Origin of the sequence: Hyphobacterium sp. (assembly GCF_965229905.1) — a bacterium.
In the GTDB taxonomy this organism is placed as follows: domain Bacteria; phylum Pseudomonadota; class Alphaproteobacteria; order Caulobacterales; family Maricaulaceae; genus Hyphobacterium.
Genome location: NZ_CBDDJY010000001.1, coordinates 1 through 18,417, shown reverse-complemented (window position 1 = coordinate 18,417; position 18,417 = coordinate 1). Strand labels below are relative to the sequence as shown.

The window sequence follows — 18,417 nt, the reverse complement described above, 5'->3', positions numbered from 1 at the left end:
TGGCCAAGCCGGGTTCGATCACGCCGCACGCGAAGTTCGAGGCGGAAGCCTACATCCTGACGAAGGAAGAGGGTGGGCGTCACACGCCGTTCTTCACGAACTACCGCCCGCAGTTTTACTTCCGGACGACGGATGTGACCGGTGTGGTGACCCTGAAAGAGGGCACCGAGATGGTGATGCCGGGCGACAATGCGGAGCTCAATGTCGAACTGATCACGCCGATCGCCATGGATCAGGGCCTGCGGTTTGCTATCCGTGAGGGCGGCAGAACGGTGGGCGCCGGCGTCGTCTCCAAAATCATCGAATAGCCAAGGGGGTTTCGCTCCTTAATTGGCATGTCGAAAGGCCGCTCTCAGGAGCGGCCTTTTTCGTGCACGAATTTTGCGCGAACGATTCGGCACAGACGCGAAATCGGTCTTTTCAAGCCCTGTGACCGGTCTGTGCTTGGCGGATATGAGACTAATCCGCAACACCTTTAGGAGCTTATCACCATTGTTACGCCCATATTACACCGTGATCGTTGACCCTTTCGCGGTCTTACGTCACGATTTGTGACGGTGCTGTGTCGTATTCGCGACTCGGTGATAACGGGGGCAACCCACACGTAAAGAAGCCGGAGCAACCGGCGTCGTCAAAACTGTTTAATGACTCGGAGGGAATTCAGAGTGAAACAGAGAACTCTTAAGGCTTGCCTGATGGCAAGTACGCTCTTCGGCGGGCTCGGCCTTGCGGCTCCTGCTGTTGCGCAAGAAGAAGCGGCCGATGACCGCATCATCGTCACCGGTTCGCGGATTGGCCGGAGCGAGCTGACCTCGGTCAGCCCGATCACGGTTGTCGGCCAGGACGATTTGAACGTCCAGGCTGTCCGGACGCTGGAAGACTTCGCCGACCAGATCACCTTTGCGCCGGGTGGTGAAACCAACTCGCGCGTGAATAACGGGTCTGGCGGTCAGGCGACGATCTCGCTGCGTGGCCTCGGTCCGCAACGGACGCTGCTCCTGATCAATGGCCGTCGTGCGACGCCGTCCTCGACGGGTGGCTTCACCGACCTCAACATGATCCCGGTCTCGCTGATCGGCCGTGTTGAAGTGCTGCGTGACGGCGCCTCGACGATCTACGGTTCGGACGCGATCGCCGGCGTGGTCAACATCATCACGCGTGATGATGTCGAAGGCATGGAACTGTTCGCGCAATACGATGTGACGTCGGAAGGCGATGGCCAGATCTATCGCTATGGCGCAACGTTCGGCCGGTCCTTCGATGGTGGCCGGTTTACGGCCAACCTCGAATACTTCGACCGTGGCACGATCCGCCAGGGCGACCGTCCGTTCTCGGCGTGTCCGTGGGCGGAAGTCGGTGGCCAGCTGATCTGCGGCGGTTCCGGCACGTCCTATCCGGGCCAGATTTTCGCCTCTGGGCCGGGTTTCGTGGCTAGCATCAATGGCGGTGGCGGTGTCATCCTTGACCCGGCGACCGGTGTGCTCCGGGCGTTCACGCCGGCGGACGGCTACAACTTCGCAGAACGTTCCTACATGGTGACGCCGCAAGAAGTGTATTCCGGCTTCTTCGATGCTGAGTATGATGTTCTGTCGTCGGACCGCTTCGGTGATGTGACGGCGTTCGGCGAATTCATGTTCGCCCAGCGTTCCTCGCAACAGCAGATGGCTCCGGTGGGTACTTTCTGGTTCCCGCTCGTCCCGGCCTTCCACCCGAACAACCCGACCGGCGAGGACGTCTTTGTGGCGCGCCGCCTGGCGGAGCTCGATTCGGGCCGTTTCTTCACGCAGGACGCGTCGTCCTGGCGCGGCATTTTCGGCTTCGAGGGTTCGCTGCCGGCCGGCATTTTCTGGGATACCTCGCTGTCCTATGGCCGCTATGTCGACTCGCAAGTCGTCGACGGTCAGGCCAACCCGGTCCGCGCGGCGGAAGTGCTGTGTAACGACCCGGCCTCGCTGGCCGCTGGTTCGTGCCAGACGCCGGCCAACCTGATCTGGGACCCGTTCCGTCGCGACACGCTGACCGACACGATCGCGGACTACTTCCTGGTTCGCCACTCGCCGGTCTCGCGTCAGACGCGTCTGTCGTTCCAGGCTAACCTGTCGGGTGATCTCGGCGGGTTGCAACTGCCGGGCGGTCCGATCGGCTGGGCTGTGGGCTATGAGCGTCGCCGGGATACCGGTGAGTTCATCCCCGATGGCGCGGCGCAGATCGGCCAGATCTACTTCGTGTCGGGCACGGGTACGTCCGGTGAAACGACCTCGTCGGAGTTCTACGGTGAAATGCGTCTCCCGATCCTGTCGGGTGTCGAGTTTGCCGAACTGCTGGCGTTCGAACTGTCGGCCCGTTCCTCGTCCTATGACGTGACCGGGACTGGCGTTTCCTCGTCCTTTGATGCCAATACCTACGCGATCAAGGGTGAGTGGGCGCCGAGCGACCAGGTCCGCGTCCGGGCCTCGTTCTCGACCGGCTTCCGCGCTCCGTCGATCGGCGAGCTGTTTGCTCCGCAGGCGCAGTCAGCTGTCCAGTATACCGACCCGTGCGTGAACTATGGCACGTCCGGTGCGAACGCGACGGTTGTGGCCAACTGTCAGGCTGACGGCCTGCCGCCGACCTTCACGCTGACGTCGACCCAGGCTTCCGGTGTTGTGGGCGGTAACCCGAACCTGCAGCCGGAAGAATCGGAAGGTCTGACCGTGGGGGTGGTGTTCACCCCGTCGGGTACGCCGATCCTCGAGGACTTCACCTTCTCGGCCGACTACTTCTCGTTTGAAGTGACGGACGCGGTGGGTTCTGCGGACGTGAACACGATCGTGTCGCAGTGCTATAATTCACCGAACTTCTCCGATCCGCTGTGCTCGCTGATCGCGGGTCCGGGTTATACGGGTGTCGGCGGCACGCCGCTGGCGGCGCCGTATCCGGGACCGGGCGGCGCGCGTCGTTCGGCGGTCGGCGTGGTTGCCGGTGTGCTTCTGACGAACGCGAACCTGTCGACATACGAGACGTCGGGTGTCGACTTCACGATCGACTATTCGGGTCCGACCTTCGACATCTTCAACTCGACGGCACAGTTCGTCGCGGGTGTCGACATCACCTATCTGGAAAGCTTCGCCTACCAGGTGCTTCCGGGTGGTGCGACGTTTGAATATGCCGGCACGTTCGCCCAGGATCCGTTCACCACGGTTCCGGCGGCGTTCCCGGAAATCTCTGCCCTGCTCCGTCTGGGCGTGGTCTCCGACAACTGGCAGTTCAACTATGTCGGCCGGTTCATCGACGAAGTTGATGACTTCTCGTCGAACCCGGCGAACATCTCGAACACCGCCGAGCGCGTCATGTATCATGACCTCCAGGCCGCCTACGATTTCGTGGATAGCGGTGTGGGTCTGACGCTGGGTGTGCGCAATCTCGCGAATGAGACGCCGCCTTATGTGTCGAACAATGACGACATGAACACGCTGAACCAGACCTATGACACGGCTGGCCGTTACTTCTACGGCCGGATCACGGTCCGCCGTTAATCGGCAACCGGTCATAGACCAGATGTGCGGCGGGCTTCGGCCCGCCGCATTTTTTTGCAGCAGGCTGTTTGCAATCCAGCAAACAGGGTGTAGAAGCCGTCGCTTCGAAGCACGGCTGTGAGGTCCGGGCGCGGTTTCTTGCGCTCTATCGAAGGGGTGTAGCTCAGCTGGTAGAGCATCGGTCTCCAAAACCGAGGGTCGGGGGTTCGAGTCCCTCCGCCCCTGCCATCGACGGACTAGCGCAAAAGTGGAAGCGGACTAAATAAAGACAATGGCCAAGACGATCGGCAAAAATACGCCCGCGAAACATGATGCGGCTCCGCCGCCGAAGAAAAAGCGGACCAATCCGCTTCAATTCTTCCAGCAAGTGCGCCAGGAGGCGCGGAAAGTCACCTGGACATCGCGTCAGGAAACCATCATTTCGACCATTATGGTCTTGGTGATGGCGGCGCTCGCGGCGTTGTTTTTCTTCGCGGTGGATTCAGGTATTTCGGCCCTGGTCACTTTTGTCCTTCAGCTTGGCGCTTAGGGGAGCCTGATCGTTATGGCTGCCAAATGGTACATCGTTCACGCCTATTCCAACTTCGAAAAGAAGGTGGCGGAGGCGATCAAGATTGAAGCGGCCCAGCAAGGCTTGGAATCCTGCTTCGAGGAAATTCTCGTGCCGACCGAAGAGGTCGTCGAGGTGCGGAAAGGGCGCAAGGTCCAGTCCGAGCGGAAGTATTTCCCTGGCTATGTGCTGGTGAAAATGGATCTGACCGATGCCGCCTATCACCTTGTGAAGAATACGCCGAAAGTGACCGGCTTCCTGGGATCGGGCAACAAGCCGATGCCGGTTTCGGAAACCGAGGTCAAACGCATTCTGGGCCAGATGGAAGAGGACGCTGAACGTCCGGTTCCCACGGTCCATTACGATGTCGGCGAAACCGTTCGCGTCATCGACGGGCACTTCCAGAGCTTTAACGGCGTCGTGGAGGAAGTGGACGAGGAGAACGCCCGCCTCAAAGTGGCGATTAACATCTTTGGCCGGGCCACGCCGGTCGAACTCGATTACGGCCAGGTCGAAAAAGCGGCCTGACCGGTAAACATCCGAATGCGGGAGGCGCCGGACAAGTCCATGCCGGTGCCGGACCGCGTTCTCCCTGACAGGAGGAAGGGAAATGGCGAAGAAGATTGCAGGCTATATCAAGCTGCAAGTACCGGCCGGGGCGGCCAATCCGTCCCCGCCGATCGGTCCTGCGCTGGGTCAGCGCGGGGTCAATATCATGGAGTTCTGCAAGGCGTTCAATGCGAAGACGCAAGAGATGGACAAGGGGATGCCGATCCCGACCATCATCACCGTCTACCAGGACAAGTCCTTCACCTTCGAGACCAAGACGCCTCCGGCCAGCTTCTATCTGAAGAAGGCTGCGAAGATCCAAAAAGGATCGGGCACCGCCGGTTCGGCTGCGCCGATCGCGAAAGTGACGATGGCGCAATGCCGTGAGATCGCCGAGGCCAAGATGCCGGATCTCAACGCAATTGATCTTGACCAGGCGACGAAGATCATCGCCGGTTCGGCCCGTTCGATGGGCCTGGAAGTGGTGGAGTGAGTTCCATGGCAAAAGTAGCAAAACGAATTGGCGCTGCACGCGCGACCGTCGATCGCGAAAAGCTGCACACCGTCGATGAGGCGGTGAAGCTGGTGAAATCCAATGCCACGGCGAAGTTCGATGAAACCATCGAAATCGCGATCAATTTGAATGTCGATCCGCGTCATGCCGACCAGATGGTCCGTGGCGTCTGCAATTTGCCGAACGGCACCGGGCGTTCTGTCCGTGTCGCCGTTTTCGCGAAGGGCCCGAAAGCCGAAGAAGCCAAGAAGGCCGGTGCCGACGTGGTTGGTGCGGAAGACCTCATGGAAGAAGTGCAGGGCGGCCGCATGGATTTCGACAAGGTCATCGCGACACCCGACATGATGCCGCTGGTTGGCCGGCTTGGTAAGGTGCTCGGCCCGCGTGGCCTGATGCCGAACCCGAAGGTCGGTACGGTGACGATGGACGTAACCAAGGCGGTGAACGATTCCAAGGGTGGCGCGGTTGAGTTTCGCGTCGAGAAGGCCGGCATCGTCCATGCTGGCGTCGGCAAGGCGAGCTTCACCGAAAAGGCTTTGAGCGAGAACGTTCAAGCCGTGCTCGATGCGATCGTCAAGGCAAAGCCGTCTGGTGCCAAGGGGACATATCTGAAGAAAATCGCCCTGAGCTCCACGATGGGGCCGGGTGTGAAAATTGACCTTTCGGAGGCCAGCGCGGCGGCGCCGGCGGCCTAGGGGTTGTCAAACGGGAATTCCGGTGGTTAACACCGCCGGTCCGGTCGGGGGCGGCAAGATGCCAAGCCCGGCCAACCTGTCCGAGATCGCAGGGGATGGACAATCCAGTCCGTCTTAATTCCGCAAGGGCCCTGGGTGAGACAGTGCAAGAATTCGATGCCCCGCCCTGGCGGTGGTGCCGGTTCGAGCCCTGGGACAGGAATGCGCTTGTCCGGCGTGTTCCAGCCCGATGAACGGGATGGACGTTCCGACAGGCGTCTTTTCCGGGCGTTTCACGGGGAAACGTCCAAACAGGGAGACCGCAAATGGATCGTATGACCAAGGAAGCTTCCGTAGAAGAGCTGAAAGGCATCTTCTCGAGCGGCTCCGTGGTCGTTGCCCACTACAAGGGCATGACCGTTGCGGAAATGACGGATCTGCGCGCCAAGCTCCGGGAAACCGGCGGCACGTTCAAAGTGGTGCGGAATCGTCTCGCCAAAATTGCTCTTTCGGGCAAGGCGTCGGAAGGCGCTTCGGAATACTTTAGCGGTCCTGTAGGGATTGCGTTCTCCGAAGACTTCACGGCGGCTCCGAAAGCAGCCATTGCCTATGCCAAGGACAACGACAAGTTCGAAATCCTGGGCGGCTTCATGGAAGAGGAAGTGCTGGACGCCAAGGGCGTCGAAGCGCTTTCGAAGATGCCGTCCCGCGAGGAACTTATCGCAACTGCGGTGGCCCGCCTTCTGGGTCAGGCTGGCGAAGTCGTTTCGCGGATCACGGCTCCGGGCAATACGCTTGCCGGCCAGATCCAGGTCATCGGCGAAAAAGCCGAAGCCTAGAAGACACGTCATTCTCCGCATTCGAACCGACACGACTAATCAAGGACTGAAATCAAATGGCTGATGTAGCTAAACTTGCTGAAGAACTTCTTGGCCTGACCATTCTGGAAGCCAAGGAACTCAACGACATCCTCGAAGAAAAAGGCATCAAGCCGGCGGCCGCGGCCGTGGCTGTTGCCGGCCCGGCTGCTGGCGGTGATGCCGGCGGTGCCGCCGCTGAAGAAAAGGATGAGTTTGACGTCATCCTCGTTGCAGCTGGCGACAAGAAGATCAACGTGATCAAAGAAGTTCGCGCGATCACGGGTCTGGGTCTGAAGGAAGCCAAGGATCTGGTGGAAGCCGGTGGCAAGGCCGTCAAGGAAGGCGCGCCGAAAGCCGAGGCCGAAGAGATCAAGAAGAAGCTCGAAGAGGCAGGTGCCAGCGTCGAGCTGAAATAAGGTCTGCGTGCAGACCTTTCAGGGATTTTGACGGACGCATGGAGCGAATCTGTGCGTCCGTCTACCCGTCCCTGAAACAGAATTTGCCCGCGACGGACGGCCTGTGCCGTCGCTGGCGGTTTCGTCTGTCCCGGATCATCCGGTTGGCGGACATTGCAGGCGGCCGCTGCCCTCCCGGGCGCGGCGTTTTGGTTAGACAAGCGCAGCATCCGCTGCGAAGGGAGCCGACATGGGTCTGTCGTTCACCGGTAAAAAACGCATCCGCAAGTCCTTCGGTGAGATTCCGGAAACCGTTCCGATGCCGAACCTGATCGAGGTTCAGAAGAGCTCTTACGATCAGTTCCTTTTGAAAGACGTCTCCGCCAGTGAGCGCGGTGATGAGGGCCTGCAGGCCGTTTTCAAATCGGTCTTCCCGGTCAAGGATTTTTCCGAACGGGCTGTGCTGGATTTTGTGTCGTACGAGTTCGAGCCTCCGAAGTTCGACACGGAGGAATGCGAGCAGCGCGATCTGACCTATGCCGCGCCGCTGAAAGTGAAGATGCGCCTCGTTGTGTTCGACGTCGACGAGGAAACAGGTGCGCGATCCGTCAAGGACATCAAAGAGCAGGACGTCTATATGGGCGACATTCCGCTCATGACGGACAAAGGCACCTTCATTGTTAACGGCACAGAGCGGGTTATCGTCTCGCAGATGCACCGGTCGCCTGGCGTTTTCTTTGATCATGACCGGGGCAAGACCCATGCCTCTGGGAAATACCTGTTCGCCGCGCGGATTATTCCGTACCGCGGTTCGTGGCTCGACTTCGAATTCGATGCCAAAGACATCGTCCACATGCGCCTTGATCGTCGCCGCAAGCTTCCGGCGACGACGCTGCTCTACGCGTTGGGCATGGACCGGGAGGAAATCCTGGCGACCTTCTACGACCGGATCTCGATCAAGTCGGTCAAAGGTGGCTGGGCCATTCCATTCGAGAAAGAGCGCTGGCGTGGCGTGAAGCCGTCTTTCGACTTGATTGATGCCAAATCGGGCGAGGTGGTTGCACCCGCGGGGAAAAAGATTGCCGCGCGTGCCGCTAACAAGCTGGCGGAAGATGGCTTGAAGAATATCCTTCTGAGCGATGAGGGCTTGATGGGCCGCTTCGTTGCTGAGGACATTGTCAATGTGAAGACCGGCGAGATCTATGCAGAGGCAGGCGATGAAATCACGGAAGAAGTGATCGAGGCCCTTCGCGAGCAGAAGATCAAGGCACTGGAAATCCTGGACATCGATAACCAGTCGCGTGGTCCATACATTCAGCAGACACTGTCGGCCGACAAGAATGATACGCGCGAGCAGGCTCTGGTCGACATCTACCGCGTGATGCGCCCAGGCGAGCCGCCGACGCCGGAGACGGCCGAGGCCATGTTCCAGGGGCTGTTCTTCGATTCCGAACGCTATGACCTGTCGTCAGTGGGCCGCGTGAAAATGAACATGCGCCTCGATCTGGATGCACCGGACGATATGCGCGTGCTGCGCAAGGAAGATATCCTGGCGGTGCTGCAGACGCTGGTGGGGTTGCGCGACGGCCGCGGCGAGATCGACGATATCGACAATCTCGGCAACCGGCGCCTGCGTTCCGTTGGCGAGCTGATGGAAAATCAGTATCGCATCGGTCTGCTGCGCATGGAGCGTGCGATCAAGGAGCGGATGAGCTCGGTCGATATCGAGACCGTGATGCCGCACGATCTGGTCAACGCAAAGCCGGCTGCGGCTGCGGTGCGGGAGTTCTTCGGCTCTTCGCAGCTGTCGCAGTTCATGGACCAGACCAATCCGCTGTCAGAAGTCACCCACAAGCGCCGCCTTTCGGCGCTCGGGCCAGGCGGTCTGACCCGTGAACGTGCTGGCTTCGAAGTGCGCGACGTGCACCCGACGCATTATGGCCGGATCTGCCCGATTGAAACGCCGGAAGGCCCGAATATCGGCCTGATCAACTCTCTGTCGACTTATGCAAGGGTCAACAAGTACGGCTTCATCGAGAGCCCGTACCGGCGCGTCGAGAACGGCAAGCTGACCGACGAGGTTCACTATCTCTCGGCGATGCAGGAAGCGCGCTTCAACATCGCGCAGGCGAATGCAACCGTAACCGCCAAGGGCCTGCTCGAGAACGAGTTCGTGAACTGCCGCGTCGGCCCCGGCCGCGATGCGACGCTGATTCCGCGCGAAGACGTTGACTATATCGACGTGTCGCCGAAGCAGGTTGTTTCCGTGGCTGCGGCGCTGATCCCGTTTCTTGAGAACGATGACGCCAACCGCGCCCTGATGGGCTCGAACATGCAGCGCCAGGCGGTGCCGCTTCTGCAGGCGGAAGCGCCGCTGGTCGGAACCGGCATGGAAGATGTTGTAGCCCGCGATTCCGGTGCTGCGATCGCGGCGCGCCGCGATGGTGTGGTCGAGCAGGTGGATGCCACGCGGATCGTTGTCCGCGCAACGGGCGATGTCGATGCTGCGCAATCCGGCGTCGATATCTACCGTCTGTCCAAGTTCCAGCGCTCGAACCAATCGACCTGTATCAATCAGCGTCCGATCGTGAAGGTCGGCGATGAAGTGCGGGCAGGGGATATTATCGCGGATGGTCCGTCGACCGATCTCGGCGAGCTGGCGCTCGGCAAGAACGTGCTCGTCGCCTTCATGCCGTGGAATGGCTACAACTTCGAAGATTCAATCTTGATCTCTGAACGCATCGTGCGTGACGACGTCTTCACCTCGGTGCATCTCGAAGAGTTCGAGATCATGGCCCGTGACACCAAGTTGGGTCCTGAAGAGATCACGCGCGACATCCCGAATGTCGGCGAGGAAGCCCTGCGAAATCTCGACGAGGCCGGCATCGTCTCGGTCGGAGCCGAGGTGGAGTCCGGTGACATTCTGGTCGGCAAAGTGACTCCGAAGGGCGAGAGCCCGATGACGCCGGAAGAAAAACTTCTGCGCGCCATCTTCGGCGAGAAGGCTTCGGACGTTCGCGATACGTCGCTGCGTCTTCCGCCGGGCACGACCGGCACGGTCGTCGAGGTCCGCGTGTTTAATCGGCACGGCGTGGACAAGGACCAACGGGCGATCGCCATCGAGCGTGAAGAAATCGAACGTCTCGGCAAAGACCGCGACGACGAGCTCGCCATTCTCGAACGAAATATCTATTCGCGCCTGTCCGAGTATCTGCTGAGCAAGAAAGCCACTTCGGGTCCGAAGGGTTTCAAGAAGGGCGAGGTCACGGCCGAAACCCTTGACGATGTGCCGCGCAGTCAGTGGTGGAAAATTGCCATTGATGACGAAAAGGCGATGGGCGGCATCGAGGCACTGAAAAAGCAATATGACGAGTCCAAGGCACGGCTGGATCGCCGTTTCGAGGACAAGGTCGACAAGCTTCAACGCGGCGATGAAATGCCGCCGGGCGTTATGAAGATGGTCAAGGTTTTCGTCGCGGTGAAGCGCAAGCTGCAGCCGGGCGACAAGATGGCCGGCCGTCACGGCAACAAGGGTGTGATCTCGAAAATCGCGCCGATCGAGGACATGCCGTATCTCGATGATGGAACGCCGGTCGACCTTGTCTTGAACCCGCTCGGCGTGCCGTCGCGGATGAATGTCGGCCAGATCCTAGAAACCCATCTCGGCTTTGCGTGTAAAGGTTTGGGACGCCAGATCGGTGAGCTCTATGACGCTTACAAGCGGGACGGCAAAACCAAAGACCTCAAAGCGAAACTGTCTGAAGTTTACGGCAAGGACCAGGAGCTGCCGAAATCGGATGAGGACGTTGCCGAGCTCGGCCGCAACCTCGCCAATGGTGTACCGATCGCGACGCCGGTGTTTGACGGTGCGCGTGAAGCGGACATTGTCGACCATCTGAAGATGGCAGGCATCCAGGAATCCGGTCAGTCGACGCTTTTCGATGGCCGGACCGGCGAGAAGTTCCGCCGCCCTGTGACCGTGGGCATCAAGCATCTCTTGAAGCTGCACCACCTGGTCGACGACAAGATCCACGCCCGTTCGATCGGTCCGTACAGCCTCGTCACCCAGCAGCCGCTGGGCGGTAAGGCACAGTTTGGCGGCCAGCGCTTCGGCGAGATGGAAGTCTGGGCGCTTGAAGCTTATGGCGCGGCCTACACGCTGCAGGAAATGCTGACGGTGAAGTCGGATGACGTGGCCGGTCGGACCAAGGTCTACGAGGCTATCGTTCGCGGTGATGACACATTCGAAGCCGGGGTTCCGGAAAGCTTCAACGTGCTGGTCAAAGAGATGCGTTCTCTGGGCCTGAATGTCGAGCTGAAGAACGAGTAACTGCAATTTATACGGCGGAGCCTGCCAGCTCCGCCGTTCACTCCCCCCTGAGGAGACGGCAACATGAACCATGAGGTCATGAACATCTTCAACCCGGCCGCCGAAGGCCCGACCTTCGACCGGATCCGGATCTCGCTTGCCAGCCCGGAAAAGATCCGGTCCTGGTCCTATGGCGAGGTGAAGAAGCCCGAAACGATCAACTACCGGACCTTCAAGCCGGAGCGCGACGGTCTGTTCTGCGCTCGTATCTTTGGCCCGACGAAGGACTATGAGTGTCTGTGCGGCAAGTACAAGCGCATCAAGTTCAAGGGTATCACGTGTGAGAAGTGCGGCGTCGAAGTGACTCTGGCACGCGTCCGCCGCGAGCGCATGGGCCATATCGAGCTGGCCGCTCCGGTGGCGCACATCTGGTTCTTGAAATCGCTTCCGTCGCGTATCGCCATGATCCTGGACATGGCGCTGAAAGACGTGGAGCGCGTGCTCTATTTCGAGCAATTTCTGGTCACCGAGCCGGGCCTGACTCCGCTGCAGCCCTTCCAGCTGCTCACTGAAGAAGAATACATGGATGCGCAGGACGAGTATGGCGAAGATGCCTTCACGGCCGGCATCGGTGCGGAAGCTATCCGCGACGTGCTGACCAATATGGATCTGGAAGCGGTCGCCGAGAAGGTGCGTGAGGAAATCACGGAAACCGGCTCGGAACTGAAGCTCAAAAAGCTGGTCAAGCGTCTGAAACTTATCGAGAACTTCATCACTTCCGGTAACCGCCCGGAATGGATGATCCTGACGGTCGTTCCGGTGATTCCGCCGGAACTGCGTCCGCTGGTGCCGCTCGATGGCGGCCGTTTCGCGACGTCCGACCTGAACGATCTCTATCGCCGGGTTATCAACCGGAACAATCGCCTGAAGCGCCTCATCGAGCTGCGCGCGCCGGACATCATCATCCGCAATGAAAAGCGGATGCTGCAGGAATCCGTCGACGCGCTGTTCGACAATGGCCGCCGCGGTCGCGTCATCACGGGTACCAATAAGCGCCCGCTGAAGTCGCTGTCCGACATGCTGAAGGGCAAGCAGGGCCGGTTCCGTCAGAATCTGCTCGGCAAGCGCGTCGACTATTCCGGCCGTTCGGTGATCGTGGTCGGCCCGGAACTCAAGTTGCACGAGTGCGGCCTGCCGAAGAAAATGGCGCTCGAACTGTTCAAGCCGTTCATCTATGCGCGGCTCGATGCGAAGGGCCTGTCCGGCACGGTCAAACAGTCGAAGAAACTGGTCGAAAAAGAGCGCCCGGAAGTCTGGGACGTGCTCGACGAGGTGATCCGCGAACACCCGGTTCTCCTTAACCGGGCGCCGACGCTGCACCGTCTCGGTATCCAGGCTTTTGAACCGAAGCTCATCGAAGGAAAGGCGATCCAGCTGCACCCGCTGGTCTGCGCCGCTTTCAACGCCGACTTCGACGGAGACCAGATGGCGGTTCACGTGCCGCTGTCGCTGGAAGCCCAGCTCGAAGCGCGCGTCCTGATGATGTCGACGAACAACATCCTGTCGCCGGCCAATGGCAAGCCGATCATCGTGCCCTCGCAGGACATTGTGCTCGGTCTCTACTATTTGTCGGTCGACAAGGAAGACGAGCCGGGCAATGGCACGGCGTTCGCGACCATGGCGGAAATGGAAGCCGCGCTGGAAGCCGGTGTCATCTCGCTGCATTCGAAAATTTCGATGCGCTATGACACGGTCGACGAAAATAATGAGCCGGTCCGCCTGCGGATCGAAACCACGCCGGGCCGGATGATGATCATCGATCGTCTGCCGAAGCACCCGCGCGTGTCCTGGAAGATTGCCGACGAGTTGATGACCAAGAAGGCGATCGGCGCGATGATCGACGAGGTCTATCGCCATTGCGGTCAGAAGGCGACGGTGATCTTCGCCGACCAGATCATGGCGCTGGGCTTCCGCGAAGCCTGCAAGGCCGGCATTTCCTTCGGCAAGGACGACATGCTTATTCCGGACGCCAAGGCCGAGCTGGTGGGCGAGACCCGCAAGCTGGTCGGCGAATACGAACAGCAATACGTCGACGGCCTGATCACGCGCGGTGAAAAGTACAACAAGGTGGTCGACGCCTGGGCGAAATGTACCGACCGGGTGGCCGACGCCATGATGGACGAGGTCGCCAAGCCGTACGATCTCGACGGCCGCCAGGAAGTGAACTCCATCTACATGATGGCGCACTCCGGCGCGCGGGGCTCGAAGAACCAGATGAAGCAGCTGGCAGGTATGCGCGGCCTGATGGCCAAGCCGTCAGGCGAGATCATCGAGACGCCGATCGTGTCGAACTTCAAGGAAGGCCTGACCGTTCTTGAATACTTCAACTCGACCCACGGGGCCCGGAAGGGTTTGGCCGATACCGCGCTGAAGACCGCCAACTCGGGTTATCTGACCCGCCGCCTGGTGGACGTGGCGCAGGACTGCATCGTGTCGGAACCGGATTGCGGCACCAATGCCGGCATCAACATGGAAGCCGTCATCGACGGCGGTGACGTCGTCGTGTCGCTCGGTCAGCGCGTCCTCGGCCGTCATGCTGCGGAGGACGCCAAGGGCGAAGACGGCAAGGTCGCCGTCAAGGCAGGCGAATTCCTGGATGAAGAGAAGATCCTCGAAATCGAAGCCGCCGGCGTGCAGTCGATCAAGGTGCGTTCGCCGCTGACCTGCGAAACGCGGGTCGGCGTATGCGCCACCTGTTATGGCCGTGACCTCGCCCGCGGGACGCCGGTGAATATCGGCGAAGCCGTTGGCGTCATCGCTGCGCAATCGATCGGCGAGCCGGGTACGCAGCTGACGATGCGGACTTTCCATATCGGCGGTACAGCCCAGGTCTCCGAGCAATCGGTGATCGAAGCTACGCGTGAAGGCAAGCTCGCGTTCGAAAACCGCGCAACGGTGAAGAATGACGAAGGCGCCTTCATTGTCATGGCGCGCAACATGATGCTGAAAATCGTCGACAAGGACGGCAAGGTGCTGGAGTCGCACAAGCTGACCTACGGCGCGAAATTGCATTTCGACGAAGGCAAGTCCGTCAAGCGCGGCGATCGCCTCGCGGAATGGGATCCTTACACCACCCCGATCGTCACCGAAACCGGTGGCACGGCCAAGCTGATCGATGTGATCGATGGCGTGTCCGTGAAAGAAGAAGCGGACGAGGCAACGGGTATCTCGTCCAAGGTTGTCGTCGACTGGCGGTCGGCACCAAAGGGCGCAAGCCTGCAGCCAATGGTCGTGGTTCAGGACAAGAATGGCGAGCCGGTGAAGTTCGAGAACGGTTCGACCGCCAGCTACATGCTGGCTGTGGGCGCCATTCTGTCGGTGGCCGATGGCGATAGTGTGAAGCCGGGTGATGTGATTGCGCGTATTCCGACGGAAGGTGCGAAGACACGTGATATCACCGGTGGTCTGCCGCGGGTTGCCGAATTGTTCGAGGCTCGTCGTCCGAAGGACCATGCGGTGATCGCGGATATCACCGGCCGCGTCGAATTCGGCCGCGACTACAAGAACAAGCGTCGTATTTCGATTGTGCCGGAGGATGATCCGGAAGGTAAGGTCGATTACCTGGTGCCGAAGGGGAAACACCTCTCGGTCCAGGAAGGCGACATTATCCAGAAGGGTGAATATCTGCTGGACGGTCACCCGGCGCCGCACGACATCCTGTCGATCCTCGGCACGGAAGCGCTGGCCGACTATCTGGTTTCGGAAATCCAGGAGGTCTATCGCCTGCAGGGCGTGCCGATCAATGACAAGCACATTGAGGTGATTGTCCGGCAGATGCTGCAGAAAATCGAGATCTCCGATCCGGGTGATACGTCGTGGTTGGCTGGCGAGCAGGTCGACAAGATCGAGTTCCTCGAAACCAATGACGAATTGATCAAGACGAAGAAGAAGCCTGCAGAGGGCAATCCGGTGTTGCTGGGCATCACCAAGGCCTCGCTGCAGACCCGCTCCTTCATCTCGGCAGCGTCGTTCCAGGAAACCACACGGGTCCTCACCGAGGCTGCGGTCCAGGGCAAGGTCGATACGCTCGAGGGCCTGAAAGAGAATGTCATCGTTGGCCGCCTGATTCCGGCCGGCACGGGCGGCGGCATGCGGCGTTACCAATCGTTGGCCGACAAGCTTGATGCGGACATGCTGGAAGAACGCAAGAAGGCAGCCGAGGAAGCGGCGGAAGCCTTGCCGGCGGAGATTGCCGAAGCGGCCGAAGCCGAAGCGGCCGAGGTGGCAGCAGGGGAATCCGACGGCTAGGCGGGTAAAAGTACGGTAAATTCAAAGGGCTGCCGGTTCTTCCGGCAGCCCTTTTTCTTGCCCAATACAGGGTCCGCAAAAATCCGTATCAGGCGCTTGACCTTTGGAAATCGCGCGCATAGGTTCCGCGCCTGTTTTTCGGGGGCGAGCCGTAGGCGCAGCAGGCCTATACGTCGTCCGAAAGTACGGAATTAGATCAATCGATCGGCGGGCGAAGCGATTTAGCTTGGCACCGTCGGCTTTTATGCGTTCAGACCGGCAGCGGCACGAGCGCGCAGACAACGGACAGAGGCGGTATGCCGACGATTAACCAGCTTATCCGCAAGCCGCGGAAAGACAAACCGAAACGCAACAAGGTGCCGGCCCTGCAGGCTTGCCCGCAGCGCCGCGGTGTGTGCACGCGCGTCTATACAACTACGCCGAAGAAGCCGAACTCGGCTTTGCGGAAAGTGGCCAAGGTGCGCCTGACCAATGGCTATGAAGTGGTGAGCTACATCCCGGGCGAAGGCCATAACCTGCAGGAGCACTCCGTGGTCCTGATTCGGGGTGGCCGGGTGAAAGACCTTCCGGGTGTCCGTTACCACATCCTGCGCGGCGTTCTGGATACGCAAGGCGTCAAGGATCGTCGCCAGCGCCGGTCGAAATACGGCGCGAAGCGGCCGAAGTAGGAGAGACCCGAGATGTCACGTCGTCACCGCGCAGAAAAACGCGAGATCCTTCCCGACGCCAAATTTGGTGACAAGGATCTGACCAAATTCATGAATTACCTGATGCTCGACGGCAAGAAATCAGCCGCCGAATCTATCGTTTACGGGGCGCTCGAGTTGGTAGAGCAGAAGCTGAAGCGTCAGCCGGTCTCGGTTTTTCATGAAGCGCTTGAGAATGTGTCGCCGGACGTTGAGGTCCGCTCCCGCCGCGTGGGTGGTGCGACCTATCAGGTTCCGGTCGAAGTGCGCGCTGAGCGCAAGAAGGCGCTGGCCATTCGCTGGCTTGTCGCCGCTGCTCGCGGCCGCAATGAAAATACGATGCGCGAACGCCTCGCCGGAGAGCTGATGGACGCTTCCTCGAATCGCGGTACCGCGATCAAGAAGCGCGAAGACACGCACCGCATGGCGGAAGCCAACCGCGCTTTCTCTCACTATCGCTGGTAACCACCCTTAGCCGACCTCCCCAAGGACGACAGTCATGCCCCGCACCCACAAGATCGAAGATTATCGCAACTTCGGTATCATGGCGCATATCGACGCCGGTAAGACGACGACGACCGAGCGCATCCTCTATTACACCGGCAAGAGCCACAAGATCGGTGAAGTCCATGACGGCGCCGCGACCATGGACTGGATGGAGCAGGAGCAGGAGCGTGGCATCACGATCACCTCCGCTGCGACGACCGCGTTCTGGAAAGACAAGCGCCTGAACATCATCGACACGCCCGGACACGTCGACTTCACCATCGAAGTCGAGCGTTCGCTTCGGGTGCTGGACGGTGCGGTGGCACTGCTGGACGCCAATGCCGGCGTCGAGCCGCAGACGGAAACGGTGTGGCGCCAGGCCGAGAAGTACAAAGTTCCGCGGATGTTCTTCGTGAACAAGATGGACAAGATCGGCGCGGATTTTTACCGCTCGGTCGAAATGATGGTCGAGCGCCTCGGTTGTGTGCCGCTGGTGATCCAGCTGCCGATCGGTGCCGAGAACGATTTCAAAGGTGTGATCGACCTCATCAAGATGAAAGCGATCGTCTGGGACGATGAGAGCCTGGGTGCGACGTTCACCGAGGAAGATATCCCTGCGGATCTGGTCGATAAGGCTGCGGAATACCGCGAGAAAATGATCGAGACGGCCGTCGAAATCGACGAAGCTGCGATGGAAGCCTATCTGGAGGGCGAGGAGCCGTCCGTGGAGACGCTGAAGAAGCTGATCCGCAAAGGCACCGTCAGTCTGGAGTTCCACCCGGTCCTGTGCGGGACAGCGTTCAAAAACAAGGGTGTACAGCCGCTGCTGGATGCGGTTGTCGACTTCCTGCCAAGCCCGGTCGAAGTGCCCGCTATCAAGGGTATTGATGCGAAGACCGAGCAAGAAACGACGCGCCCGTCGTCTGACGACGCACCGCTGTCCATGCTCGCTTTCAAGATCATGAACGACCCGTTCGTCGGCTCGCTGACCTTCTGCCGGATCTATTCGGGCAAGCTGGAAACCGGTGTCTCCTTGCAGAACACGGTGAAAGACAAGAAAGAGCGCATCGGCCGCATGCTGCAGATGCACTCGAACAGCCGGGAAGACATCAAAGAAGCCTATGCCGGCGACATCGTCGCAATTGCGGGCCTCAAGGATACCACGACGGGTGACACGCTGTGCGACCCGATGAAGCCGGTGATCCTCGAGCGTATGGAATTCCCGGATCCGGTGATCGAAATCGCAGTCGAACCGAAGTCGAAGGCCGACCAGGAGAAGCTGGGTATTGGCCTGCAAAAGCTGGCCGCCGAGGATCCGTCCTTCCGCGTCTCGACCGACGAGGAGTCGGGTCAGACCCGTATGGCCGGGATGGGCGAGTTGCACCTTGATATTCTGGTGGATCGTCTGAAGCGTGAGTTCAAGGTCGAAGCCAATATCGGCCAGCCGCAGGTGGCGTATCGCGAGACGCTCGGCCAGCTCGCTGAGATCAACTACACGCACAAGAAGCAGTCCGGTGGTTCGGGTCAGTTTGCTGAAGTGAAAATTATCTTCGAACCGCTCGAGCCGGGTT

General features: G+C 60.0%; 12 protein-coding genes, 1 tRNA gene and 1 pseudogene. All 14 read left to right on the top strand.

What is annotated here, in order from left to right; translation table 11 throughout:
* Positions 1–308: pseudogene (gene tuf / locus ACO08C_RS00070) on the top strand (elongation factor Tu); the annotation flags it as partial.
* A gap of 387 nt (positions 309–695) precedes the next feature.
* On the top strand, positions 696–3,515 hold the full coding sequence (locus ACO08C_RS00065; protein WP_421784412.1) for a TonB-dependent receptor plug domain-containing protein: 2,820 nt from the start codon (positions 696–698) through the stop codon (positions 3,513–3,515).
* A 152-nt stretch (positions 3,516–3,667) separates the two neighbouring features.
* Positions 3,668–3,743: transfer RNA gene (locus ACO08C_RS00060), tRNA-Trp, on the top strand.
* Between the two features lie 43 nt (positions 3,744–3,786).
* Entirely contained in the window at positions 3,787–4,044 is a 258-nt protein-coding gene (secE, locus tag ACO08C_RS00055) for a preprotein translocase subunit SecE (protein ID WP_421784410.1), read from the top strand.
* Positions 4,045–4,059: 15 nt separating this feature from the next.
* Positions 4,060–4,593, top strand: coding sequence for a transcription termination/antitermination protein NusG (gene nusG, locus ACO08C_RS00050; RefSeq protein ID WP_421784409.1), 534 nt, complete (start codon positions 4,060–4,062; stop codon positions 4,591–4,593).
* A gap of 82 nt (positions 4,594–4,675) precedes the next feature.
* Positions 4,676–5,107 (top strand): 50S ribosomal protein L11, encoded by a 432-nt coding sequence (rplK, locus tag ACO08C_RS00045; protein ID WP_421784408.1) that lies wholly within the window; start codon positions 4,676–4,678, stop codon positions 5,105–5,107.
* 5 nt (positions 5,108–5,112) lie between these two features.
* The gene (gene rplA / locus ACO08C_RS00040) at positions 5,113–5,823 is read left to right on the top strand and encodes a 50S ribosomal protein L1 (RefSeq protein ID WP_421784406.1); all 711 of its coding nucleotides are present in this window, start codon (positions 5,113–5,115) and stop codon (positions 5,821–5,823) included.
* A 305-nt stretch (positions 5,824–6,128) separates the two neighbouring features.
* Positions 6,129–6,641, top strand: a complete 513-nt coding sequence (gene rplJ, locus ACO08C_RS00035) for a 50S ribosomal protein L10 (RefSeq protein WP_421784405.1) — start codon at positions 6,129–6,131, stop codon at positions 6,639–6,641.
* Positions 6,642–6,697: 56 nt separating this feature from the next.
* Positions 6,698–7,078, top strand: coding sequence for a 50S ribosomal protein L7/L12 (rplL, locus tag ACO08C_RS00030; RefSeq protein WP_421784403.1), 381 nt, complete (start codon positions 6,698–6,700; stop codon positions 7,076–7,078).
* A 229-nt stretch (positions 7,079–7,307) separates the two neighbouring features.
* Entirely contained in the window at positions 7,308–11,387 is a 4,080-nt protein-coding gene (gene rpoB, locus ACO08C_RS00025) for a DNA-directed RNA polymerase subunit beta (RefSeq protein ID WP_421784401.1), read from the top strand.
* 63 nt (positions 11,388–11,450) lie between these two features.
* Entirely contained in the window at positions 11,451–15,674 is a 4,224-nt protein-coding gene (gene rpoC, locus ACO08C_RS00020) for a DNA-directed RNA polymerase subunit beta' (protein WP_421784400.1), read from the top strand.
* Positions 15,675–15,970: 296 nt separating this feature from the next.
* A complete protein-coding gene (rpsL, locus tag ACO08C_RS00015; RefSeq protein WP_144254309.1) occupies positions 15,971–16,342 on the top strand; it encodes a 30S ribosomal protein S12 in 372 nt (123 codons plus the stop codon).
* 12 nt (positions 16,343–16,354) lie between these two features.
* Positions 16,355–16,825, top strand: coding sequence for a 30S ribosomal protein S7 (gene rpsG, locus ACO08C_RS00010; RefSeq protein WP_421784397.1), 471 nt, complete (start codon positions 16,355–16,357; stop codon positions 16,823–16,825).
* Between the two features lie 34 nt (positions 16,826–16,859).
* The coding region (fusA, locus tag ACO08C_RS00005) for an elongation factor G (protein ID WP_421784395.1) at positions 16,860–18,417 on the top strand (1,558 nt) is incomplete at its 3' end.